The sequence below is a fragment of the Paraclostridium dentum genome, from assembly GCF_012922555.1.
Taxonomy (GTDB): domain Bacteria; phylum Bacillota; class Clostridia; order Peptostreptococcales; family Peptostreptococcaceae; genus Paraclostridium; species Paraclostridium dentum.
In genome coordinates, this window is sequence record NZ_WIPK01000001.1 from 1,078,764 (window position 1) to 1,098,352 (window position 19,589).

General features: G+C 26.3%; 17 protein-coding genes. 6 read left to right on the top strand and 11 right to left on the bottom strand.

The window, feature by feature from the left end:
- Positions 1 to 198: 198 nt before the first annotated feature.
- Both GFJ41_RS05200 and GFJ41_RS05205 read right to left on the bottom strand, forming a co-directional pair.
- On the bottom strand, positions 199 to 939 hold the full coding sequence (locus tag GFJ41_RS05200) for an OmpA/MotB family protein (protein ID WP_332841119.1): 741 nt from the start codon (positions 937 to 939) through the stop codon (positions 199 to 201).
- Positions 932 to 1,759 carry a motility protein A gene (locus GFJ41_RS05205; protein ID WP_170074774.1) on the bottom strand — a complete coding sequence of 276 codons (828 nt, stop codon included), beginning with the start codon at positions 1,757 to 1,759 and terminating at the stop codon, positions 932 to 934. Before GFJ41_RS05205 ends, GFJ41_RS05200 begins: the two co-directional genes overlap by 8 nt.
- 220 nt (positions 1,760 to 1,979) lie before the next feature.
- Here GFJ41_RS05205 and GFJ41_RS05210 point away from each other — a divergent pair, with 220 nt between their 5' ends.
- Complete coding sequence (locus GFJ41_RS05210; RefSeq protein WP_170074775.1) at positions 1,980 to 2,420, top strand: hypothetical protein; 441 nt, start codon at positions 1,980 to 1,982, stop codon at positions 2,418 to 2,420.
- A gap of 179 nt (positions 2,421 to 2,599) precedes the next feature.
- Here GFJ41_RS05210 and GFJ41_RS05215 read toward each other — a convergent pair whose 3' ends face one another.
- Positions 2,600 to 5,233 (bottom strand): DUF11 domain-containing protein, encoded by a 2,634-nt coding sequence (locus GFJ41_RS05215; protein ID WP_170074776.1) that lies wholly within the window; start codon positions 5,231 to 5,233, stop codon positions 2,600 to 2,602.
- Positions 5,234 to 5,344: 111 nt separating this feature from the next.
- Entirely contained in the window at positions 5,345 to 6,427 is a 1,083-nt protein-coding gene (locus GFJ41_RS05220) for a glycosyltransferase (protein ID WP_170074777.1), read from the bottom strand.
- 122 nt (positions 6,428 to 6,549) lie between these two features.
- Here GFJ41_RS05220 and GFJ41_RS05225 point away from each other — a divergent pair, with 122 nt between their 5' ends.
- Together GFJ41_RS05225 and GFJ41_RS05230 are read left to right on the top strand one after the other, a co-directional pair.
- On the top strand, positions 6,550 to 8,388 hold the full coding sequence (locus tag GFJ41_RS05225; RefSeq protein WP_170074778.1) for a glycosyltransferase: 1,839 nt from the start codon (positions 6,550 to 6,552) through the stop codon (positions 8,386 to 8,388).
- 15 nt (positions 8,389 to 8,403) lie between these two features.
- Positions 8,404 to 9,474 (top strand): polysaccharide pyruvyl transferase family protein, encoded by a 1,071-nt coding sequence (locus tag GFJ41_RS05230; protein ID WP_170074779.1) that lies wholly within the window; start codon positions 8,404 to 8,406, stop codon positions 9,472 to 9,474.
- A 49-nt stretch (positions 9,475 to 9,523) separates the two neighbouring features.
- On the opposite strand, the gene GFJ41_RS05235 is transcribed toward GFJ41_RS05230, so the two are convergent.
- Positions 9,524 to 10,270 carry a glycosyltransferase gene (locus tag GFJ41_RS05235; RefSeq protein ID WP_170074780.1) on the bottom strand — a complete coding sequence of 249 codons (747 nt, stop codon included), beginning with the start codon at positions 10,268 to 10,270 and terminating at the stop codon, positions 9,524 to 9,526.
- Between the two features lie 163 nt (positions 10,271 to 10,433).
- Between GFJ41_RS05235 and GFJ41_RS05240 the strand changes: the two genes are divergently transcribed.
- From GFJ41_RS05240 to GFJ41_RS05250, 3 genes are read left to right on the top strand one after another with little or no spacing between them, the layout of a single operon-like run.
- Positions 10,434 to 11,456: a polysaccharide biosynthesis protein gene (locus tag GFJ41_RS05240; protein ID WP_085281905.1), complete on the top strand. Its 1,023-nt coding sequence runs from the start codon at positions 10,434 to 10,436 to the stop codon at positions 11,454 to 11,456.
- Between the two features lie 22 nt (positions 11,457 to 11,478).
- Entirely contained in the window at positions 11,479 to 12,600 is a 1,122-nt protein-coding gene (gene wecB / locus GFJ41_RS05245) for a non-hydrolyzing UDP-N-acetylglucosamine 2-epimerase (RefSeq protein WP_035116698.1), read from the top strand.
- Between the two features lie 11 nt (positions 12,601 to 12,611).
- Positions 12,612 to 13,469: a dTDP-4-dehydrorhamnose reductase family protein gene (locus tag GFJ41_RS05250; RefSeq protein ID WP_170074781.1), complete on the top strand. Its 858-nt coding sequence runs from the start codon at positions 12,612 to 12,614 to the stop codon at positions 13,467 to 13,469.
- A gap of 188 nt (positions 13,470 to 13,657) precedes the next feature.
- Here GFJ41_RS05250 and GFJ41_RS05255 read toward each other — a convergent pair whose 3' ends face one another.
- From GFJ41_RS05255 to GFJ41_RS05280, 6 genes are all read right to left on the bottom strand, one after another.
- Entirely contained in the window at positions 13,658 to 14,038 is a 381-nt protein-coding gene (locus tag GFJ41_RS05255; RefSeq protein WP_170074782.1) for a DUF3139 domain-containing protein, read from the bottom strand.
- A gap of 82 nt (positions 14,039 to 14,120) precedes the next feature.
- Positions 14,121 to 14,771, bottom strand: coding sequence for a hypothetical protein (locus GFJ41_RS05260; RefSeq protein WP_170074783.1), 651 nt, complete (start codon positions 14,769 to 14,771; stop codon positions 14,121 to 14,123).
- Between the two features lie 232 nt (positions 14,772 to 15,003).
- Complete coding sequence (locus GFJ41_RS05265) at positions 15,004 to 16,422, bottom strand: sensor histidine kinase (RefSeq protein WP_170074784.1); 1,419 nt, start codon at positions 16,420 to 16,422, stop codon at positions 15,004 to 15,006.
- On the bottom strand, positions 16,416 to 17,129 hold the full coding sequence (locus GFJ41_RS05270; RefSeq protein ID WP_170074897.1) for a LytR/AlgR family response regulator transcription factor: 714 nt from the start codon (positions 17,127 to 17,129) through the stop codon (positions 16,416 to 16,418). Before GFJ41_RS05270 ends, GFJ41_RS05265 begins: the two co-directional genes overlap by 7 nt.
- Positions 17,130 to 17,166: 37 nt before the next feature.
- Entirely contained in the window at positions 17,167 to 18,771 is a 1,605-nt protein-coding gene (locus GFJ41_RS05275; RefSeq protein ID WP_170074785.1) for an ABC transporter permease, read from the bottom strand.
- Between the two features lie 3 nt (positions 18,772 to 18,774).
- Positions 18,775 to 19,551 (bottom strand): ABC transporter ATP-binding protein, encoded by a 777-nt coding sequence (locus GFJ41_RS05280; protein ID WP_170074786.1) that lies wholly within the window; start codon positions 19,549 to 19,551, stop codon positions 18,775 to 18,777.
- Positions 19,552 to 19,589: the final 38 nt, after the last annotated feature.

The window sequence follows — 19,589 nt, forward strand, 5'->3', positions numbered from 1 at the left end:
TATTCACTAAATGCACTAACACATTTTTATTTTCCTTTACAAATAGTATAACATATAATTTTCATAATATTTTGTATAAAATATAAAACCTACTAAATTAATATTTTTTTAAATATTAATTTAGTAGGTTTTACTAATAATTCTAGCTATTTAATTTCAATTAGTTTTTTAACTAAATTCAGTTTAAGTTATATAAACTTACTTTTTATTATTTTCAACTTCATTATATTTCGAGTTCATAATTAATAAATCTACTCTTCTATTAGTTGCTTTACCTTCATTTGTGCTATTTTCAGCTTTTGGTCTATATTCTCCATATCCAGTAGCAGATAATCGCCCTGGTGCTATACCTGCTTTATCAATTAAAATTTGCGCAACATTACTAGCTCTCATTACAGATAAATCCCAGTTAGATTTATACGCATTATTATGTACAGGAACAGAGTCTGTATGACCTTCAACTTTTATAAAGTTATCGCTTCCCATAGATTGATTTATAATTTTACTAATTTTGATAAGCTTGTCAACTTGCTCTGGCCTTACTTCTGCTTTACCGCTATCAAAAAATAATGAATCTTTAAAGCTAATAACTAATCCTCTTTTTTCTATAGTTGTACTTACACTATCTGAAAGATTATTTTCTTTTAAATATTTATCTATATTCTCTTTTACTTTTTTTAATTTTTCATTTTCAATTAGTCCATTGCCTACTTCTCCACCCATTTTACTACCAGTGTCTGCAATAGCACTACCATCTCCCATAGCTTCATTTAAAGCTGTTGTTAATTTTTCATACTTTCCTTTATCTATACTACTCATGGCATACATTATTATAAAGAAAATCATTAATAATGTTATAAAATCTGCATAAGAAAGCAACCAACGTTCATGGTTTTCATGTTCTTGTTCCTCTTCTTCATACATTTTTCTTTTATGCACTTTGTTGTTCCTCCTTATTTAACTCACTATTTTGAGTCCCAAAATACCTATTTTCTAATTTATTTTGATCTTTTGTATTTAGGAATCCTTTAAGTGTATCCCTTAAAGTTGTTGGACTTACATTATCTTGAATTAATGAAATAGCTTCTATTATAATAAACTTTTCAAGTTGTTCATCTTTAGCCAAATTTTTAAGTCTAGTTGCTATTGGAAGAAATATTAAGTTTGCACTACCAAGACCGTAAAGTGTTGCTAAGAATGCAGCAGATATACTTCCTCCTAATGCGTTCATATCTGCTTTAGCTAATCCTCCAAGAACATGAACTAATCCTAAAACAGTACCAACTATACCCATAGTAGGTGCTGTTCCTCCTGCTGAATCAAATATAGCTGCCCCAGTTTTATGTCTCTTAGAGCTCATAGCAGCTTCTATTTCTAGCATATTTCTAATATCCTCAGGTTTAACACCATCAACTGCTGATTGAAGTCCCTTTTTAATAAAAGGATTCATATTTTCATCTTCTTGCAATTCTTCTTCAAGTCCTAAAAAACCATCTTTTCTTACTTTATGTAATACATGGTCAAAATAAAAAATTAATTCAATTAAATCTGTTGATTTTCTAGTAAATGCTACACGTAAAATACTACCTATATTTTTTAACTGTTTTAAAGTGAAAGATGTTCCTAAAGATCCAAATGTTCCTCCAAAAACAATGACAAATGAAGTCCATGAAATAAGTGCTGTTGCATGGCCTCCTTCACCTATAAACCCTAATATTAAAGCGCCAAAACCTAATATTAAAAAAATTAATCCAGACATAATTTGTTGTTCCTCCTTTTTCATCATAAATTAAGAGTTTTATCTTCATTTATTAATTATACTTTCGGCTTTTTTTATAATATGTTAAGTAAAGTTTTTGTTAAATTTTTACATAATATTAGCTTAATACTTTTTATGAATTAAATATTTTTTTAATTTTTTATATAAAATGATATAATTTTGATATAAAACCAAAAGTTTAGCTTAGGAGATTTGCATTATGAAAAATGAAATTAAAAATAAAAATACTTGTATTAAATACGATTGGAACGATTCTCTAATTTTAGACAAAATCCAAGAGTTTTTAGATCTTAAAAATATAGATGAATTAGAACTTGATGAAAATACAATTGAAAGTTTTAAAAATGAATTAATCCAAAATATTTCTTTTGAGGAAATCAACCAATCCGGTTATATAATTGCTAAAAATGTTGAAGAGCTCAATGTACTTCCACAAGAAGGAATAAAAGACTATATATTGCGATTAAAAAACTATTTAAATGATACTACTCTAAATTGTATTAAAGCTGAGTTTCAAGGAATTGAATTTGAAGTTCATAAAAATTCTTCTATTGATGATGTTTTTAAAGAATATTACTCAAAATATGATGAATCATATGGTATATCTCAAATGCTTTCAGATTTAGGATTAAAGAAATAATTATATTCCATTTATTTAAATGTGGATTATTATTTTTTTAATTTCAAAAAATAGATCCTGCAGAATAAACTATTTATTATTTACTCTGCAGGATCTATTTTTATAACTCTTCAATTTTAACTATATTTTTTGTTATTTGTTTTCTACTTTTTAAATTGCATCTATCTTATTAAAATTTTTTAGTCTATGAATAAATATACTATATTACTTTTAGAGTACATCTGTTTTAATGTCCCTGATACATCATAATAATAGTAAGCCTGACTAAAGTTATATATTGGATTAAATAACTCACTAACAACCTTAACTTTAAACTGAATCGTATATTCTTGACCTTGGTTAACAATACCTAAATTTATACCACATGATATATTTTGACAAGCTTCCTTACATCCATTTATATATAAACTTTCTGGGATATACTGTAAAGTTGATGGTAGCAAATTTGACACAATAGTGTTTTTAAGGGATATCCCCCCTGTATTTTTTACTTTTATATCGAATCTAACTACTCCACCTACTGAAGAATCTGTAGGGTGTATTAACTGAGTCAATACTAGTTTAGCTCCTGTAACAGAAAGAGTATTGTTTGAAGGCGAATTTATTGTCAAAGTGGATATAGGACCTCCTACAATAGGTAAAAACTCCATAGTTGTAATACTTGTATTTCTATAACTTTCTAGAGCATCTACCCCTTTAACAGTTATATATACTGATTTTCTTCCACCACTGGCAATTGAACCTAAATTGATTCCTGCTGTTAAATCTCCATATACAATTTTTTCATCTACTTTTATTTCCACGACTTGTAATTGAATTGGTAATATATCTATCAGCTTAGTAGATATCGAATCTAACTTTCCACTATTTAATATTTCGATAGTATAAATAGCAGTTTCTCCTATTTTTATTGAGGTCTTACTACATGTTTTAGATACTGATACTTCCGGGTTAACTACATCTACTTTAATAGTAACATTAACAGTTACTGAGTCTGATGCATGTGCCCTATTTTTATTTATATCCTCATTAACCGCTACTCTTACAATAGATACAGGTTTGTCATAGTCAAAGTTTGCTGTTATTTGAGTTGATATTGTTCCACTTGGAGGTACGCTAATTATTTTAATGTCAAAACTTATTGTAGTAGTTTCTCCAACATTTAAAGTTCCTATATTTACACCATTTACTATATTTCCATCTGTAGGAATTCCATTTATTTTTAAATTGTTCATATATTGAAGGTTTGGATCTAAACTATCTAATATAACAATATTGTTTAAATAAATGCCCCCATTATTATTTATATTTATAGTATAAGTTAATATTTCCCCAACGACAGCTGTCGTTTTATTTAATTCAGCGTTTATACCCAAGCTTGCTATTGCAAATTTTATAGAGTCTATATTAGAGTAGTTTGTTTTATTCTGAATTATTATCCCATATGGCAAATAATAGCCGAAATTAATACTTACTCTATTGTCTATATTTGTATTAGTGGATTCTAAAACTGTACATTTAAATGATATCTGTAACTTCTGACCGATACTTACTGAATCTAGTTTAATTCCAGTTATCGGAGAAGCTTCAGGGTAGGAAAGTTCATCTATTGTAACACTTCCATCTATAAAGCTTAATTCGGCTGGTAATTCATCTTTAATAATAGAATTGAGTACATTTATATTGCCTATATTTGATACTTTTACAGTGTATGTTACAATATCATTTACTTTTACAACCGACTTATCACTAGATAGTTCTATAGTTATATTTTCACTTCTAGTAAGAACTGCTTGCAAAGTTAGCAACGCCCATATAGATGACAACATTTTGTCACTTTGTTGGAAATCTTGAGGATTTGCATTAAATGACCCATTTATATTCTGTTGCTCTAATAAAACAGTTGTAATATCATCAATATAGTTTATTTGATTAAACGGAGGGACAGTTTGGTTAATTTGAGAAAATCCATAACCTGTCAATCCACTCATAATGGCATATGTCGCTTGATAGTTAGCCACTGGGCTTGAATTCCAACCTTGGCACATAAAACAAGCTGGTTCATACCACATATTAGCTTTATAACTTACTGCTGATGTAACTCTACTATCTGTTTTAGAAAAATTTAAAAAATGCATCTGTAACAATAAATTTCCTGTTTTTAAAATATCTAAACCTTCATCTGGGCTGCTATATCCAGAACCACCATTAGTATTTTGTATATAATTTACCCAACCTGTAAGTTTATCAACTAGACCATCAGATATTGTTAAGTCAAATTTATATAAAGGATTTTTAGCAAATAATAAACCTAATCCAATATACCCTGAAACATAGTTATTTGCTACGTTATCATAATTATTAATACTATATCCCCATCCACCATCATGATCTTGAGAATATGTTAAATAATTAATTATATACTGAGCTACATTTTTATAAGACAATCCTTGAATAAAATTCGGTCCGTTATTTATTATTTTTTCTGGTGCTTGACTTGAACATATAGATGCTAATACAACCCCTGTGATAAGATTTATATCTTCATCTTCTTCATAATAAATACCATAATCATTCATTTTTACATTTGAAAATAAATACTCTAATGCACCAACCAAATTATTATAGTACTTATATGATACATCTAATGGAGATACCCCTATGCTTATTGCATATTGCTCTAACTCTAAAACTACTAAAGCGGTATTTAGAATTGGGTATAGCTCACCAAAAGATTTATCTTGATTTTGATTGGAACTAATCCAATCTAATCCTAGTTCTATTCTCTGTTTAACTAAGTTTTGATCAATCATATTATTGTATCACTCCTATGAGATGTCATATTTATATATAAAATTGTCATACAATATACAATTACTTTATGAACCTTCATTTAATCTTGTTACATAATAAAAATCATCTTTTTAACTAATAATATCTATATATTGTGCTGTTAATTCCTCTAAGTTAAAATTACTATCGCAATATGACTTTCCCCAGTCAGATATTTCTTTATATTTATCCTGATTTTCTAATAAATATCTTATACTACTTTCAATGTCTAATTTTTCAACTCTACGATTATATCCATGATCACCAAAGTAGGTGTCTAAAATTTCACTATGGTTTTCAAAACTAAATACTCCTAAATAACCTTTTATCCCACTACAAATTATTGGTTTTGAAAAATTTAATGCTTCAATTGCAACTCTTCCAGTTCCAACTACTATATCGCTTATTCCATAATAAGCATTTATATTATAAATATTGCCTAATGTTATTATTTTATTTTCCTTATATTCATAATTTACTTGATTTACATAAAAATCAATTGATTTTTTCTTTACTCCGTCTCCTACTATTAATATATATATATTATCTTTAAGTAAGTTTTTCGATTGATGTATAAAATTTTCAGCTAATCTCCCTTTACTAAAACTAAGTCTGCTACAATACAAAATTACTTTAGCATTAACTGGAATCCCAAGTTTATATTTCAAATTATTATTTTGAACTATTTCATAATCTTTTTTAATTTTAATTCCATTATAAATTAGTGATATTTTATCTATACCATTTTCAGAGATACTTTCAGATACTAATTTTTCTACTGGTTTGCTAACTGCTATTACATGCTTTGCCTTTTCACATGCATATAATAAGAGATCTTTACGATAGTAAAGCCCATGAACAGTTATTATATAAGGTGTATTTGTTATATCATATAATTTTCTTGCAAGAATCATACTTTCTAAACTATGGCAATGTATTAAATCTATTTTATATAAATTTACAAGCTTTTTTAAACTTTCAATTCTAGGTACATATTCATCTTGGTCTATTACTTTAAAAATAAATTTACTTTTGTATGGACTTCTAATTTTATTTTCATTTAAAGTTACAATTATTGTTTTAATATTAACCTTATTTAAAGCCTCGCACAGTGTAAGCACATGAGTTTCTGTACCCCCAACACTAAACTGATCTATTAACATAAGTATGTTCATAAAACCACCTTTTTTTATATTTAAGTATCAATTTTTTTTAAATAATATACTATATAGTATATTGCCTAATTAAGTTTATGTTTCGATATTATTCCAATAGACTACAAAGGAGGTTTATTTCTATGAAATTCAGTAGAATTGATGGATTAGTTAGTATAGTTATATCAAACTATAATAATGAAAACTATATCCTAGAATGCTTAAACTCTATACTTAATCAATCTTACGAAAATATAGAAATTATTATTGTTGATGATAAATCAACAGACAATAGCGTATCAAAAATCAAAAACTGGATAATAAAAAACAAACATTTTTTTAAAAATGATGATTATATAAAACTAATAGAACTACCAAAAAACGTTGGATTTTCAGGAGCTGTAACATATGGCCTTTTTTTAGCTCAAGGGGAATATATAGCAATGCACGATGGAGATGATAAATCTCATAAGGATAGAATAGAAAAACAAGTCAATTTTTTAAATGAACATAAAGAAATACACGCAGTTGGAACTAACTATGCAACTTTTAAAAATAATAATCCTACTCCAGTATCTGAACCAACAGGTATAGAGTTTGGAGTAGATAAAATAAAAGACGTATACTCAACAGGTCTTAACTGTGTTTGTCATGGTTCTTTGTTGATTAAAGGTAGTGTATTTGATAGTATAGGTGGACTTTCAAGAAAACTTGAAGGAGCCGAAGACTATGAGTTTATTACAAAATTATTACCATTTGGAATAGATAATATAGATGAAGAGCTATATTATTATAGATTACATGAAAATCAACGTTCAAAAATATATTACGATATAAATAAGTTTGCTATGGACGAAAAAGATTTTAAAATTTTAATGGTTTTAGATAGTCTAAACATAGGCGGAACAGAAACTCATGTATACAGTCTTATTAAAGAGTTTTTAGATAGAGGTATAAAAGTTTGTTTATTAGCAGATCATGGACCTTATTCATCTGAGTTCCTTAAATTAGGATGCACGATTTATAATATTGATTTCCCTCTTTATGTGATAAAAGATTTAGCAACTGAAAATAGATATAAAAATAAAATAAAACAAATAATCTTGGCTGAAAATATAAATATAATTCATGCTCATCAGTCCCCTTCCGGAGCATTATGTATAGATATAGGTAAAGAGCTTAAAATTCCATGTATTTTTACTGTTCATGGACTTTACTATTACGATATTTTATATGACAGACTTAATTTATCTGACTCTGTAATAAGTGTTAGCCAACCTACTTATGATTGGCTCCTTGAGTATAATGTACAATCAACTGTAATTCCAAATTCTATAGATTTTGATAATTATGTTTCTAAGTCTCCTAATTTATCTATAAAGCAAGAACTTGGTATTGATAAAGATGCATTTACTATAGTTTATTGTTCTAGGATAGCTTGGAGTAAAACAAGGGTTGCTGAAAATTTATTAAGGGTTTGTCGTGACCTTGTTCGTATTGAAAATTTAAACCTACATCTAATTATAGTTGGTGATGGTCCCGATTTTAACCAATTAGTTGGTATTGCAAATAGAACTAATGCTTTATTGGGAAAAAAATGTATCCATCTAGTTGGTGGTAAAACAAATGTGGTTGATTATTATCTTAATGCTGATTGTATCGTAGGCACAGGTCGTGTGGCAATTGAAGCTTTTGCTTGTAAAAAACCTGTTATTGCATCTGGTAATAATGGTTACTTCGGTATACTTAGCAATGATAATATTGAAAGTGCATGGAGAGTTTATTTTGGTGACCATAAATCTATAAAATCTAATAATGCTTCATTCCTATATAACGATATTAAATATGTATATGAAAATAAAGATGGACTTTCTGAATATGCTGAATCTTGCTATGAATGGGCTAGAAATTTCTTCGATATAAAATCCAACACAGATAGACTAATAAGTATTTATATGAACTCACTTAAAAACTTTCATTAAAATGGAGCTGATTAAATGAAAAAGTTATTATATATTGGATGGCTTGGCCAAAATAACATAGGCGATGAGCTTATGTGGAATATATTCTTAGATCTATGTGAAAAACATGGTGTCTCTGAAAAATATAAAATAGTAAATAATTTTGAAGATAGCGATTTAAATAATTTACCTACCTACGATGTTGTTGTCTTAGGAGGTGGATCACTTTTACTTCCTGGTTATATAGAAATACTTTACAGAAGCTTTCAATCTGGTTCTAAAATATTCATCTGGGGAAGTGGATATGATTGGGCAGAAAAAGATTATATAGTATCTTTAATGGAAGAAAATATTCCTGCATATTTATTCCCTGATGATAGTGAAATCATTTTACAAGAAATAATACCTAACTGTGAATTTGTTGGTGTTAGAGGTCCTTTAACTTATAATTTAATAAAAAAATCATTTGTTGATATTAGTAAGTTAATAATCTCTGGAGATCCAGGATTTGCTTTACAAGAAAAACCTCTAGTAGATTATATGCCTATAACTACATTAGATCCATCAGATAAAATTGTTGCTGTAAACTGGGGTTCTAGTTTAAATAAGATTTATGGTAATGATGAAGAAAGCGTATCTGATGAACTTGCAAAAGTATGTAATTATTTAATAGACAACGGATATAAAGTTTATCTATATATAATGTGGGAACAAGACTTAAAGCCTTTTTTAGATTTTTATAAAAAAATTAAACCTAGTAATAATTTAATTGTTGATACAAATATATATAGTGGTGGTCAATTAATGAGTTTATTAAAAAGATGTGAATTTTCTATAAACTTCAAGCTTCATGGAAATATAACATCTGCTGTCGCAAATACACCTTTTATTTGCTTAGGATATAGATTTAAGTGCTTTGATTTCGCGAAGTCTATTGATTGTGATAAACTTATTGTCCCTACAGATTCCAAAAAATTGTATGACGATATTCTAGATTGCATAAGTTATATAAATAATAACTACGATGATATAAAAAATACTATTAAACATAATATTGACTCCTATAAAGAAAAAATAGAAATACCTTTTAGAGAAAACTTATTCTAAATTAAAATAGCAAAGTTTAATTTATTAAACTTTGCTATTTTAATTTTATTTATTTTAAATCAAAACTTTTTAAAATCGACTCTTTTTCCTCTTTAAAAATTTCTACAGTTTTTATATGTGGATAATTAAGAACCATATTAAAACTATTGCTTACATTTTTTTCATGTACAATCACTAGATAACAATGTTTATCTATTACTTCATGAGTTAAGTTTGCAGCTCCCCAATGATCAGGTTCTGTATTATGTCTAAATCCAAAATAAAAGTCATCTACAGTATACACTAAAGCATAAAACGATGGAGAACCATGATCCATCGATGCTAACCTATCCCCTTCTATTTCATACATATATCCCTTTTGGCATAATATGCATTCTAATTCTTCATAATATGGAGTGTTATATAATATATCAATAAAATCTTTGCTAAACATATTATCACTATCAATTCTTATATGATAAATATAATCATACCCTTGTATTAAATCATATATGGTTTCATCTCCATCGTAGGTAAAAATTACGTTATCTGGCAGTTTATCGTATTTTGATAATGCATTAAATACTAGTTCTTCAGTTTCTTTTGTGTATCTCATTATACATTTAAAGTTTTGATTAGTTTGATTTTTTAAACTTCGTAAAGTATATTTATTAAAAATTTCAATTCTATATTCAATCCATTCTTTAGTTTGAGATAATTTTTTAGAATCATTATATACATCTTTAAATCCTGGCCAAAATGGATTTTCTGGTACATTAAATGGTATGTCTATAACCATAATAATTTTATTTTCCATATCAAGTTACCTCTTTTATATTATAGAAATATAGAAAGCTAATTAGCATTCTATATTTCTATAATATGAAATTTTAAAAATTATGTTATTATGCACACCTCAAACTTTTTCATCATAATATTAAACATAACGACATTAAAATTAATTAAATAAGGGTGAAAATATGTTTAATAATAAGACAATTTTAATAACTGGTGGTACAGGTTCATTTGGAAATGCTTTGATAAAAAAAATTATAAATTCAGATATAAAAGAGATAAGGGTTTTTAGTAGAGATGAAAAAAAACAAGATGATATGAGACGATTATACAACAATGGTAAAATAAAATTTTATATTGGCGATGTAAGAGATTACGATAGCATTAATTATGCGCTAAAAGGAGTTGATTATGTATTTCACGCAGCTGCTCTTAAGCAAGTTCCATCTTGCGAATTCTACCCTATTCAGGCAGTTAAAACAAATATATTAGGAACAGAAAATGTTTTAAATGCATGCATAAGTAATGGAGTTAAAAAAGTTGTTTGTCTGAGTACTGATAAGGCTGCTTATCCTATAAATGCAATGGGCATATCAAAAGCAATGATGGAAAAAATAGCTATCTCTAAATCTAGATTATTAGACCCTCATGATACATTAATCTGTATTACTAGATATGGAAATGTCATGGCATCTAGAGGTTCCGTAATACCTCTTTTCATAGAACAGATAGAAAGTAAAAAAGATTTAACTATAACAGATCCAAATATGACAAGATTTATGATGAGTTTAGATAATGCAGTTGACCTTGTTTTATATGCATTTGAACATGGCAACCAAGGCGATTTATTCATACAAAAATCACCAGCTTCAACTATAGAATGTCTATCAAAAGCTTTGATTGAAATATTTGATGCATCCGATATAAAAATCAAAACTATAGGAACAAGACATGGTGAGAAGCTATATGAAACATTAGCTACAAGAGAAGAACTTTCAAAATCTGAAGATTGTGGTTCTTACTATAGAATTTTGGCTGATAATCGAGACTTAAATTATGATAAGTATTTTATATCTGGAAAAGACCATGTCTCTTATCTAGAAGACTATAATTCTCATAATACTTATAGATTGAGCTTGGAAGAAACAAAAGATTTATTATTAAGCCTTGATTTTATAAAAAATAAACTAAATTCATTTCCTAAATAAAGCAATTGAGTGAGGTTAAATTATGATAAAAGTAATGACTATAATTGGAACTAGACCCGAAATAATAAAGTTAAGTAGAGTTATAAATGAACTCGATAAATATACTAACCACATAATAGTTCATTCTGGACAAAATTATGACTATGAACTTAATGAAGTATTTTTTAAAGATTTAGAAATAAGAAAACCAAATTATTTCTTAAATTCAGCAAAAGGTAATGCTATAGAAACAATTGCTGATATTTTAGTAAAAGTTAATGAATTATTAGATATAGAAAAACCCGATGCAATTTTAATATATGGAGATACGAATACATGCCTATCTGTAATTGCCGCTAAAAAGAAAAAGATACCAATCTTTCATATGGAAGCGGGAAATAGATGTTTTGACTTAAGAGTCCCCGAAGAAATAAACAGAAAAATCGTAGACCATTTAAGCGATATTAATTTTACCTTAACAGAACATGCAAGAAAATACCTAGAATCTGAAGGAATACGACCAGAAACTATAATAAAATCTGGTTCTAGCATGAAAGAAGTATTTAAGTATAATATGGATAAAATTAATCAGTCTTCCATATTAGAATACCTATACTTAAATCCAAAAGATTACTTCGTAGTTAGTGCCCATAGAGAAGAAAACTTAGATATAGACGATAATTTTACACAGCTTCTTACTTCATTAAATAAAATAGCAAACCATTATGATAAAAAAATAATCTTTTCTACACACCCTAGAACTCAAAAAAAAATAGACCTTATAGAAAATCTAGAACTAGATCAAAGAATAATTTTGTTAAAACCATTAGGTTTCTTTGACTATATAAATTTACAATTGAATGCATATTGTACTTTATCTGATAGTGGTACCATAACTGAAGAATCCTCTATACTAGGATTTCCTGCAATAACTATAAGAAACTCCCATGAAAGACCTGAAGGTATGGATGAAGGTACCTTAATAATGAGTGGCTTAGACTACGATACAATACAAAACTCAATAGATATTGTAGTTGGTCAGTCTAGTGATAACTGTATGAATATAGTAAAAGATTATGATACTGAAAATGTTTCAAAAAAAATTGTACGATGTATTGTTAGCTACATCGATTATATAAATAGAAATATTTGGAATAAACACTAAGGAGGGTTTATATGCAAAAAGTATTAATATTTGGTGCTACGGGAATGGCGGGACACATGGTTGCAATGTATCTATCTAAAATTAAAGAAAAATACACTGTATATAATGTTTGTCATAATTCCAAACTAAATGAAAATAGCATACTATGTGATATAAACGACATTGATAAAATAAACAGTATAATTGATTATATAAATCCAGATGTAATTATTAACTGCATAGGCGTATTAAATAAATCCGCTGAACTAGATATTAAAAATACTATATATGTAAATACTTTTTTCCCAAAACTGCTAGATAGACTAGGAGAAATCAAAAATATAAAAATATTACATTTGAGTACAGATTGTGTATTTAATGGCTCTAAGGGAAATTATTCAGAGGAATCTTTTAAAGATGAAGACGGCATTTATGGATTGAGCAAAAACTTTGGAGAAATATATGGTAAGAATTCACTTACAATTAGAACTTCTATTATAGGTCCTGAATTAAAAAATGGAAGTGGGTTATTTAACTGGTTTATGCATCAAGAAGGAATTATAAAAGGTTTTACTAATGTGTATTGGAATGGAATTACAACATTAGAACTTGCAAAGGTTATAGATAAAGCATTGGATTTAAATATACAAGGTATTTATAACATAGCTAACGAGACTAAGATCTCTAAATACAATTTACTAAATTTAATGAAAAGTGAATTCAAAAAAAATAATATTGAAATAGAAAAATTTAAAGAAATTTACTGCGATAAGAGCTTAGTTTCAGTAAAAAAAGATTTTAACTATAAAGTAAATCCATACGATGTTATGTTAAAAGATATGCATATTTGGATGGAAGAAAATAAATCTATATATAAATTATATTTTTAGTTTTTTAATAAAAGGATAGTTAGAAAATGTTTAAAGATGTTTCAATCATATTTCCATATAAAGAAAGTACAGATGAAAGATCTAAAATTTTTGAAACTATGAAATATTTAGCAGAGAAATACAAAAATTCATTAAAACTTATTATAAAAAGCTCTATTAAATTTAATAGAGCTTTTTTAATTACTTTATTATTTATCTAAATAAATTGGTGGATATTTTACATCTTTAAGTTCATCATGCTTTACTAATTCATGACCGTCACTTAAGTCATGTATCTGAAATAGTACTTTGTTTATGTATAAAGCATAGTAATCATCACTATAAAAATATTGATATTTATACTTAGGATCATTTTTATAAGATACCTTGTAAATAATTCCATCATAACTTGCTATTTTTGCTTTTTCTTTCGTAATTTTACTTATATCATCTTTTAAAACCCCCTGCGCTTCCATATATCTATTAATATATTTTTCTGCTTCACTCCAAGGCTTAAAGTTATTATTATATATGTAAAATCCTGTTAATCCTATAATTGATAAGAAAAAAATAGCTATATATTTTTTCATATAGACCTCCTTATTTTAATAAAAGTTCCCTTATTTAAATTCAATATAATGAACTTTAAATATGTTTAAGTTTTCTAATATACTACGACTTTGAGATATTAAAGTCATAGTTACATCTCAATTGTAAAGTTTTAATGTGTTTTCCAGATTTATTAACTTTAACAACTTCAACCTGTATAACATCGTTATAGGGAAGTTCTACAAGACGCTCTTCTTCATTAAATGTTTTTTCAACTTTATCAAAGAATTCTTTCTCTGTTAATGTAGTATTAGTTAACGACTTAAATATGTTGTATGTAGCTTTAATATATTTATCATTTTCAGGATATTCTTTAACCCAAAAAATATCTATTATAGACTTTCCTTTTTTATAGTCTTCATACATAGAGTAATATAGACTTTGAATAGATTTTGTAGGAGGACTTTCAAAACCTCCTAGCGATAATACGAAACTACCATCTGGATTAGAATCTGCAACACTAAGTCCACTATCTATTATAGATTTTGATATCTTTTTAGATAAATCTTGTTTAACTTCATATAATCCATCTCGGGTGTTAGTTTTTTTTGAGTAATTTTCAAAAAACTCAATAGTTTCGTTTGCTTTAGTTTTTTGAGTTTCAACTTCAATTGAGTTTTTTGATGAATTATCTGAATGTGTACATCCTACCATCAAACATACGCTTAAACTTGCAACTAATATCATAGATAATATAGATTTTTTTATTTTCATATAAGTTCTTCCTCCATTATATTTTCGCTTCTCAAATAGGTATTAATTCGTGTTCAGTTGCTAGAAATGTTATTTGTTACTTTTCCCAAGTTTTTGATGTAACTATACTTCATAAGTTATCCCCAAATATTAATTAATCATAAACTTCTTGAACATAAAAAAGGACGTTACCTTCTGTTAAAAGATAACATCCTCTTTTTTGAGCATCAATATATATGACCCAACTAGTAGGTTAATCGACCCAACTGTCAGTATTTTGATTAAGTGGTATGTATATATTTATCATAAATTTATTTTTTTCATCTTCAAATAATATTTCTCCATTGTATTTTTTTAAAGATGATTTAACGCTTTGAATTCCAATTCCATGCATGAATTTATCTATTTTATCAGTTAATAATATATCTTTATAAATTTTAACACTATTAACTTTACTATTTTCACATTTAATTATAAAAAATGATTTTATTATAGTTCCTTTAATTCTAATATACTTATCAATCTTTTCATCAATTATTTTATCACATGCTTCTATTGCATTATCTAAAATGTTATCAAATATACTAGATACATCTATTGGTTTTATAAAATCAACTTTTGAAAAGTTTATATCACAAGTAAAGTTAATGCCTTTATTTGTACATACTTTACTTTTTTCATTTATTATAATATCCAGTATCATATTACCTGTGTTGTAAATACATTTAAACGCTTTAATTTCATCATTTAAATTACTAATATACCCATCAACTGCTGGGCTATTATTTTTAAGATTATCTATACAACAAATATGATTATTTATATCATGATAAAGTTTTTTAACCTTCATATGCGATTCTTGAATGCTCAAATAATATTTATATTGCATATCTAACTTATTTTGCATTAGCTCATTCTGAGCTTTTAATTTGTTTTCTTTTATAGTTCTTCTAAATATTATTATTATAATTATGCTACTAGCTATTACTAATTTTGGAGTCACCAATTGGTCAAAATAAGGCCATTCATCTTGGAGTACCGGTAATGACATCCTCCATTCAAACAACATCTTATTTAGATTATAATAATTTCCTATCGGATAAACTCCCATTGTATATCTTCCAACTATATTAATAATATTAGCCATTAATGCAATAAGTAAATATATATAATTTCTTTTTTCACTATTAAACAACTTTAACTTATTGTTAATAAACACAAGTATAGCAAAGGTAAGCATTACCAATATATACGAACATATTTGAACTTTAATCCCATCACCATAAGATACTAAAAGTGCTTGTTCAGATGATATAGAACTTCCAGTAAATCCAATGAATAATATTCTATATATAACTTCTTCGTATAAATCGTAATATACATTAAATAAATAAAATAAAACTACATATTTAACATATCTTATATTATAAAAATAATTAAAATATATACCAAAAGCAATAAATACTATAAAGTCAGTTAAATAATTTATACTAATAGTGTACTTTTTAAATCCATTTATTAGAGATAAGAAATACATTAATGCTACTAAAATGTAAAATACAATTTTATGATTTTTATTTCCTTCTTTTTTACAAGTTATTAAAACTTTAAATATAGTAAATCGTAAAAATATTGATAACCCTAATATTATGAAAGGTGTAAATTTCAACATATGGAATCACCAAGAAATTTTAGGAATTTAGTTTTAACATCTTTATATCTATATCTACTAACAGGTATTTCTTCTCCACTCTCTAATATTACAATATTTGACTTTATATTTTCTACATAATTTAGATTAACTATAAAGCTTTTATGACATCTTACAAATTGATCTAAATTTAAATCTTTTTCTATTTTTTCTAAACTGTATCTTACTTCGAAATTTTTGTTTATAGTATGTATTAGCATGTCCTTTTTTTGGACTTCTATATAAGTTATTTCATTTGAATTAATCTTATATGTATTAGACTTATTCTTTATTATTATATAATTATGTTTACTTAATTTGATTTCTTTAATACATGTTAATAAATGTTTCTTTAACTCTTCGAAATTTATAGGTTTTAATAAGTATCTGTAAGCTTTTACCTCATACCCGTCTTGTACATAATCTATTAAAGAGGTTATAAATATTATCTCCATTTTATTTCCTGATTGTCTAATTTTTCTTGCAACATCCATCCCATTAATATTGTCCATTTTTATATCTAAGAGTAGTATATCTACATCTTTTAAATTAGCTTCTAACAATTCTTCTCCAGAGCAATATTTGCTTAATTCATATTCTATTTGTTCTTCATCTAATATAGTTTTAATGTAGTTTTCTATTAAAAGTCTCATCTCTATTTCATCTTCACAAATTGTTATTTTAATTATAATCCCCTCCCCCATACAACTTTATTTATTAAGTATTTTACCTCATATTAAAAGTCTTTTTAAATAAAATTAAGTCTACTATTAAAATAACGATTAGATACATACTTACTGCTAATCCCCCTATAAATGAAATAAGTAAATGAATACCTCCCATAATAAGTATTAAAATCATCATTAAGTAATTCTCTACTATTCCTTCATTTTTTTTAAGAACATTAATTTGTCGAGAAAAAGGCATATCTTTATCTAATGTTTTGAATGTAATTATCATGATAAATACTCCAACTAAAAATGTAATTATTATATGTGGTATTATACTAAATTTATAAAAATATACAAAGACTATCGATTGAATTAAATAAAGTGGAAATATTAAATTAATCAAGCAAGCTTTAACAGATGCCTTATGTACATTCATTTTATTTTTTATATTTACTGTTTTATATATGTATGATGCTTTATAGTTTTTAGAATATTTTAGAACTATCATTATTTTAGGAATTATCATTAAAGAAAAATATAAAAACATATACATGTATGAACTTATGTATTTTTCGTTTTTATCAAAGATCATATATATAGGATATACATAGTAAAGTCCAATAGTTGGATAGACTTTATTTTTAAAATCTCTATCCTTTTTCATTATATTAGAAATAAAGTTAAAAAATATTCTCTCTTCTTTATCTTTACATATAATCTTGCTTAGTGTCATTGTAACATTATACTTTTTTATATTTTTACTATAGCTTTCATCACTAAGCTTTTGAAGTTTGTTTTCAAATAATGGGGTAAATCTTATATATATTAAAATTGATATTATAGGTATAACCAAAGCTAAAAAAGAAAGTATACCCAATGTTCTATTTATAGTTCCTGTTGTTATTATTTCAAATGGAGCTGCAAACCAAAAAGGTGGTAAAATATAACTTGCTACCCCTAAGTCAACATTATTGAATATATTCATGCTTTGCGATATATTAATTACAAATATATATGCAATGCTAAATACCATTGTAACTACAATCTGTATAATGCTAATTACATCTTTAAGCCTTTCTCCCTTGAATAGTTTTAATATAAGCAAATAAACTAATCCAGATAGAATTACCATAAAAATATCTATAAGTAATATTTCTATTAAAAATACCAAAGAAAAAATTAACCCATACTTTATTGATGCAATTATTGCAAATCCACTTAATGACATACTTATACTTATCATATATATTAAAATATGAGTTATTTTAGATGCATTTAATGTTTTTAGACTTATACCTTTTGTAGCTAATATCCCTTTATCTTTTATATCTAGTATTACAGATGAAAAATCTGATATAAATGTTGTAATCATAAAAAACATAAACATAGAAAAGTATAAAGCCATATCTGTGAATATATTTTGACTATTTATTATAATAATCATCATGCAGAATCCAATAATTGCATATACTATTTGCATTATTCTATATTGATTTGAAGATTCTTGATATTGATTATTATTTAACAAATTAGATGTTTTCCTTGAATCTATAGTTAACTTTGTACTTAGTATTAGTCTCATATCATCATAATCAACTCCTAATTTTTCATATAAAAATCTAAATTTATCAAGTATCTTTAGCGAAATAAAATTTTGCATCCCCTACACCTCTTTTAATATAGATATAAATTTTTCGGCAAGTTCTTTATGTTGACTAAAGCCTGTAAGTTGATTAAATATTTGTTCTAGAGATTCTTCATGTACACGTTCTTTTAAGTCATTAAAGTTACCATCTGCAACTATTTCTCCATTATTTAATAGCACTATTCTGTCACTTATTTTTTCTACAACTTCCATAATATGTGATGAGTAAAAAATTGTCTTACCTTCTTTTTTCAAGCTTATCATAATTTCTTTTATTATCATTACACTATTTGCATCTAAACCACTTAGCGGTTCATCTAAAAATAGTATATCTGGATTGTGTATTAAACTTGAGATTATAACTACCTTTTGCTTCATCCCTTTTGAAAAAGATCCAATTCGTGAGTTATATGCATCTTGTATTCCTAAGACATCCATCAGTTCATAAGCTTTTTTATCTGCAGTATCGTATTCTAACCCATAAAGCTGGCCTATAAATGTTAAGTACTCTCTCGAAGTTAAACATTCATATACTTCTGCCATCTCTGGTACATAGCCTATCCTTTTTTTATATTTTTCATCTCCAATTGATATGTCTTCTCCAAAAACCTCAACTACACCTGTATAACCCTTAACTAGTCCTAAAATTATTTTGACAGTTGTACTTTTACCAGCTCCATTTGGACCTATATATCCTACGATACTCCCCTTGTCTATCTCTAAATCTATACCTTTTAGAACTTCTTTCCCTTCGAAGTTTATTTTCAAATTTTTTATAAATATTGCCTTATCCATAACTGCTCCCCTTATTACTTTCTATTTTACATATTTTT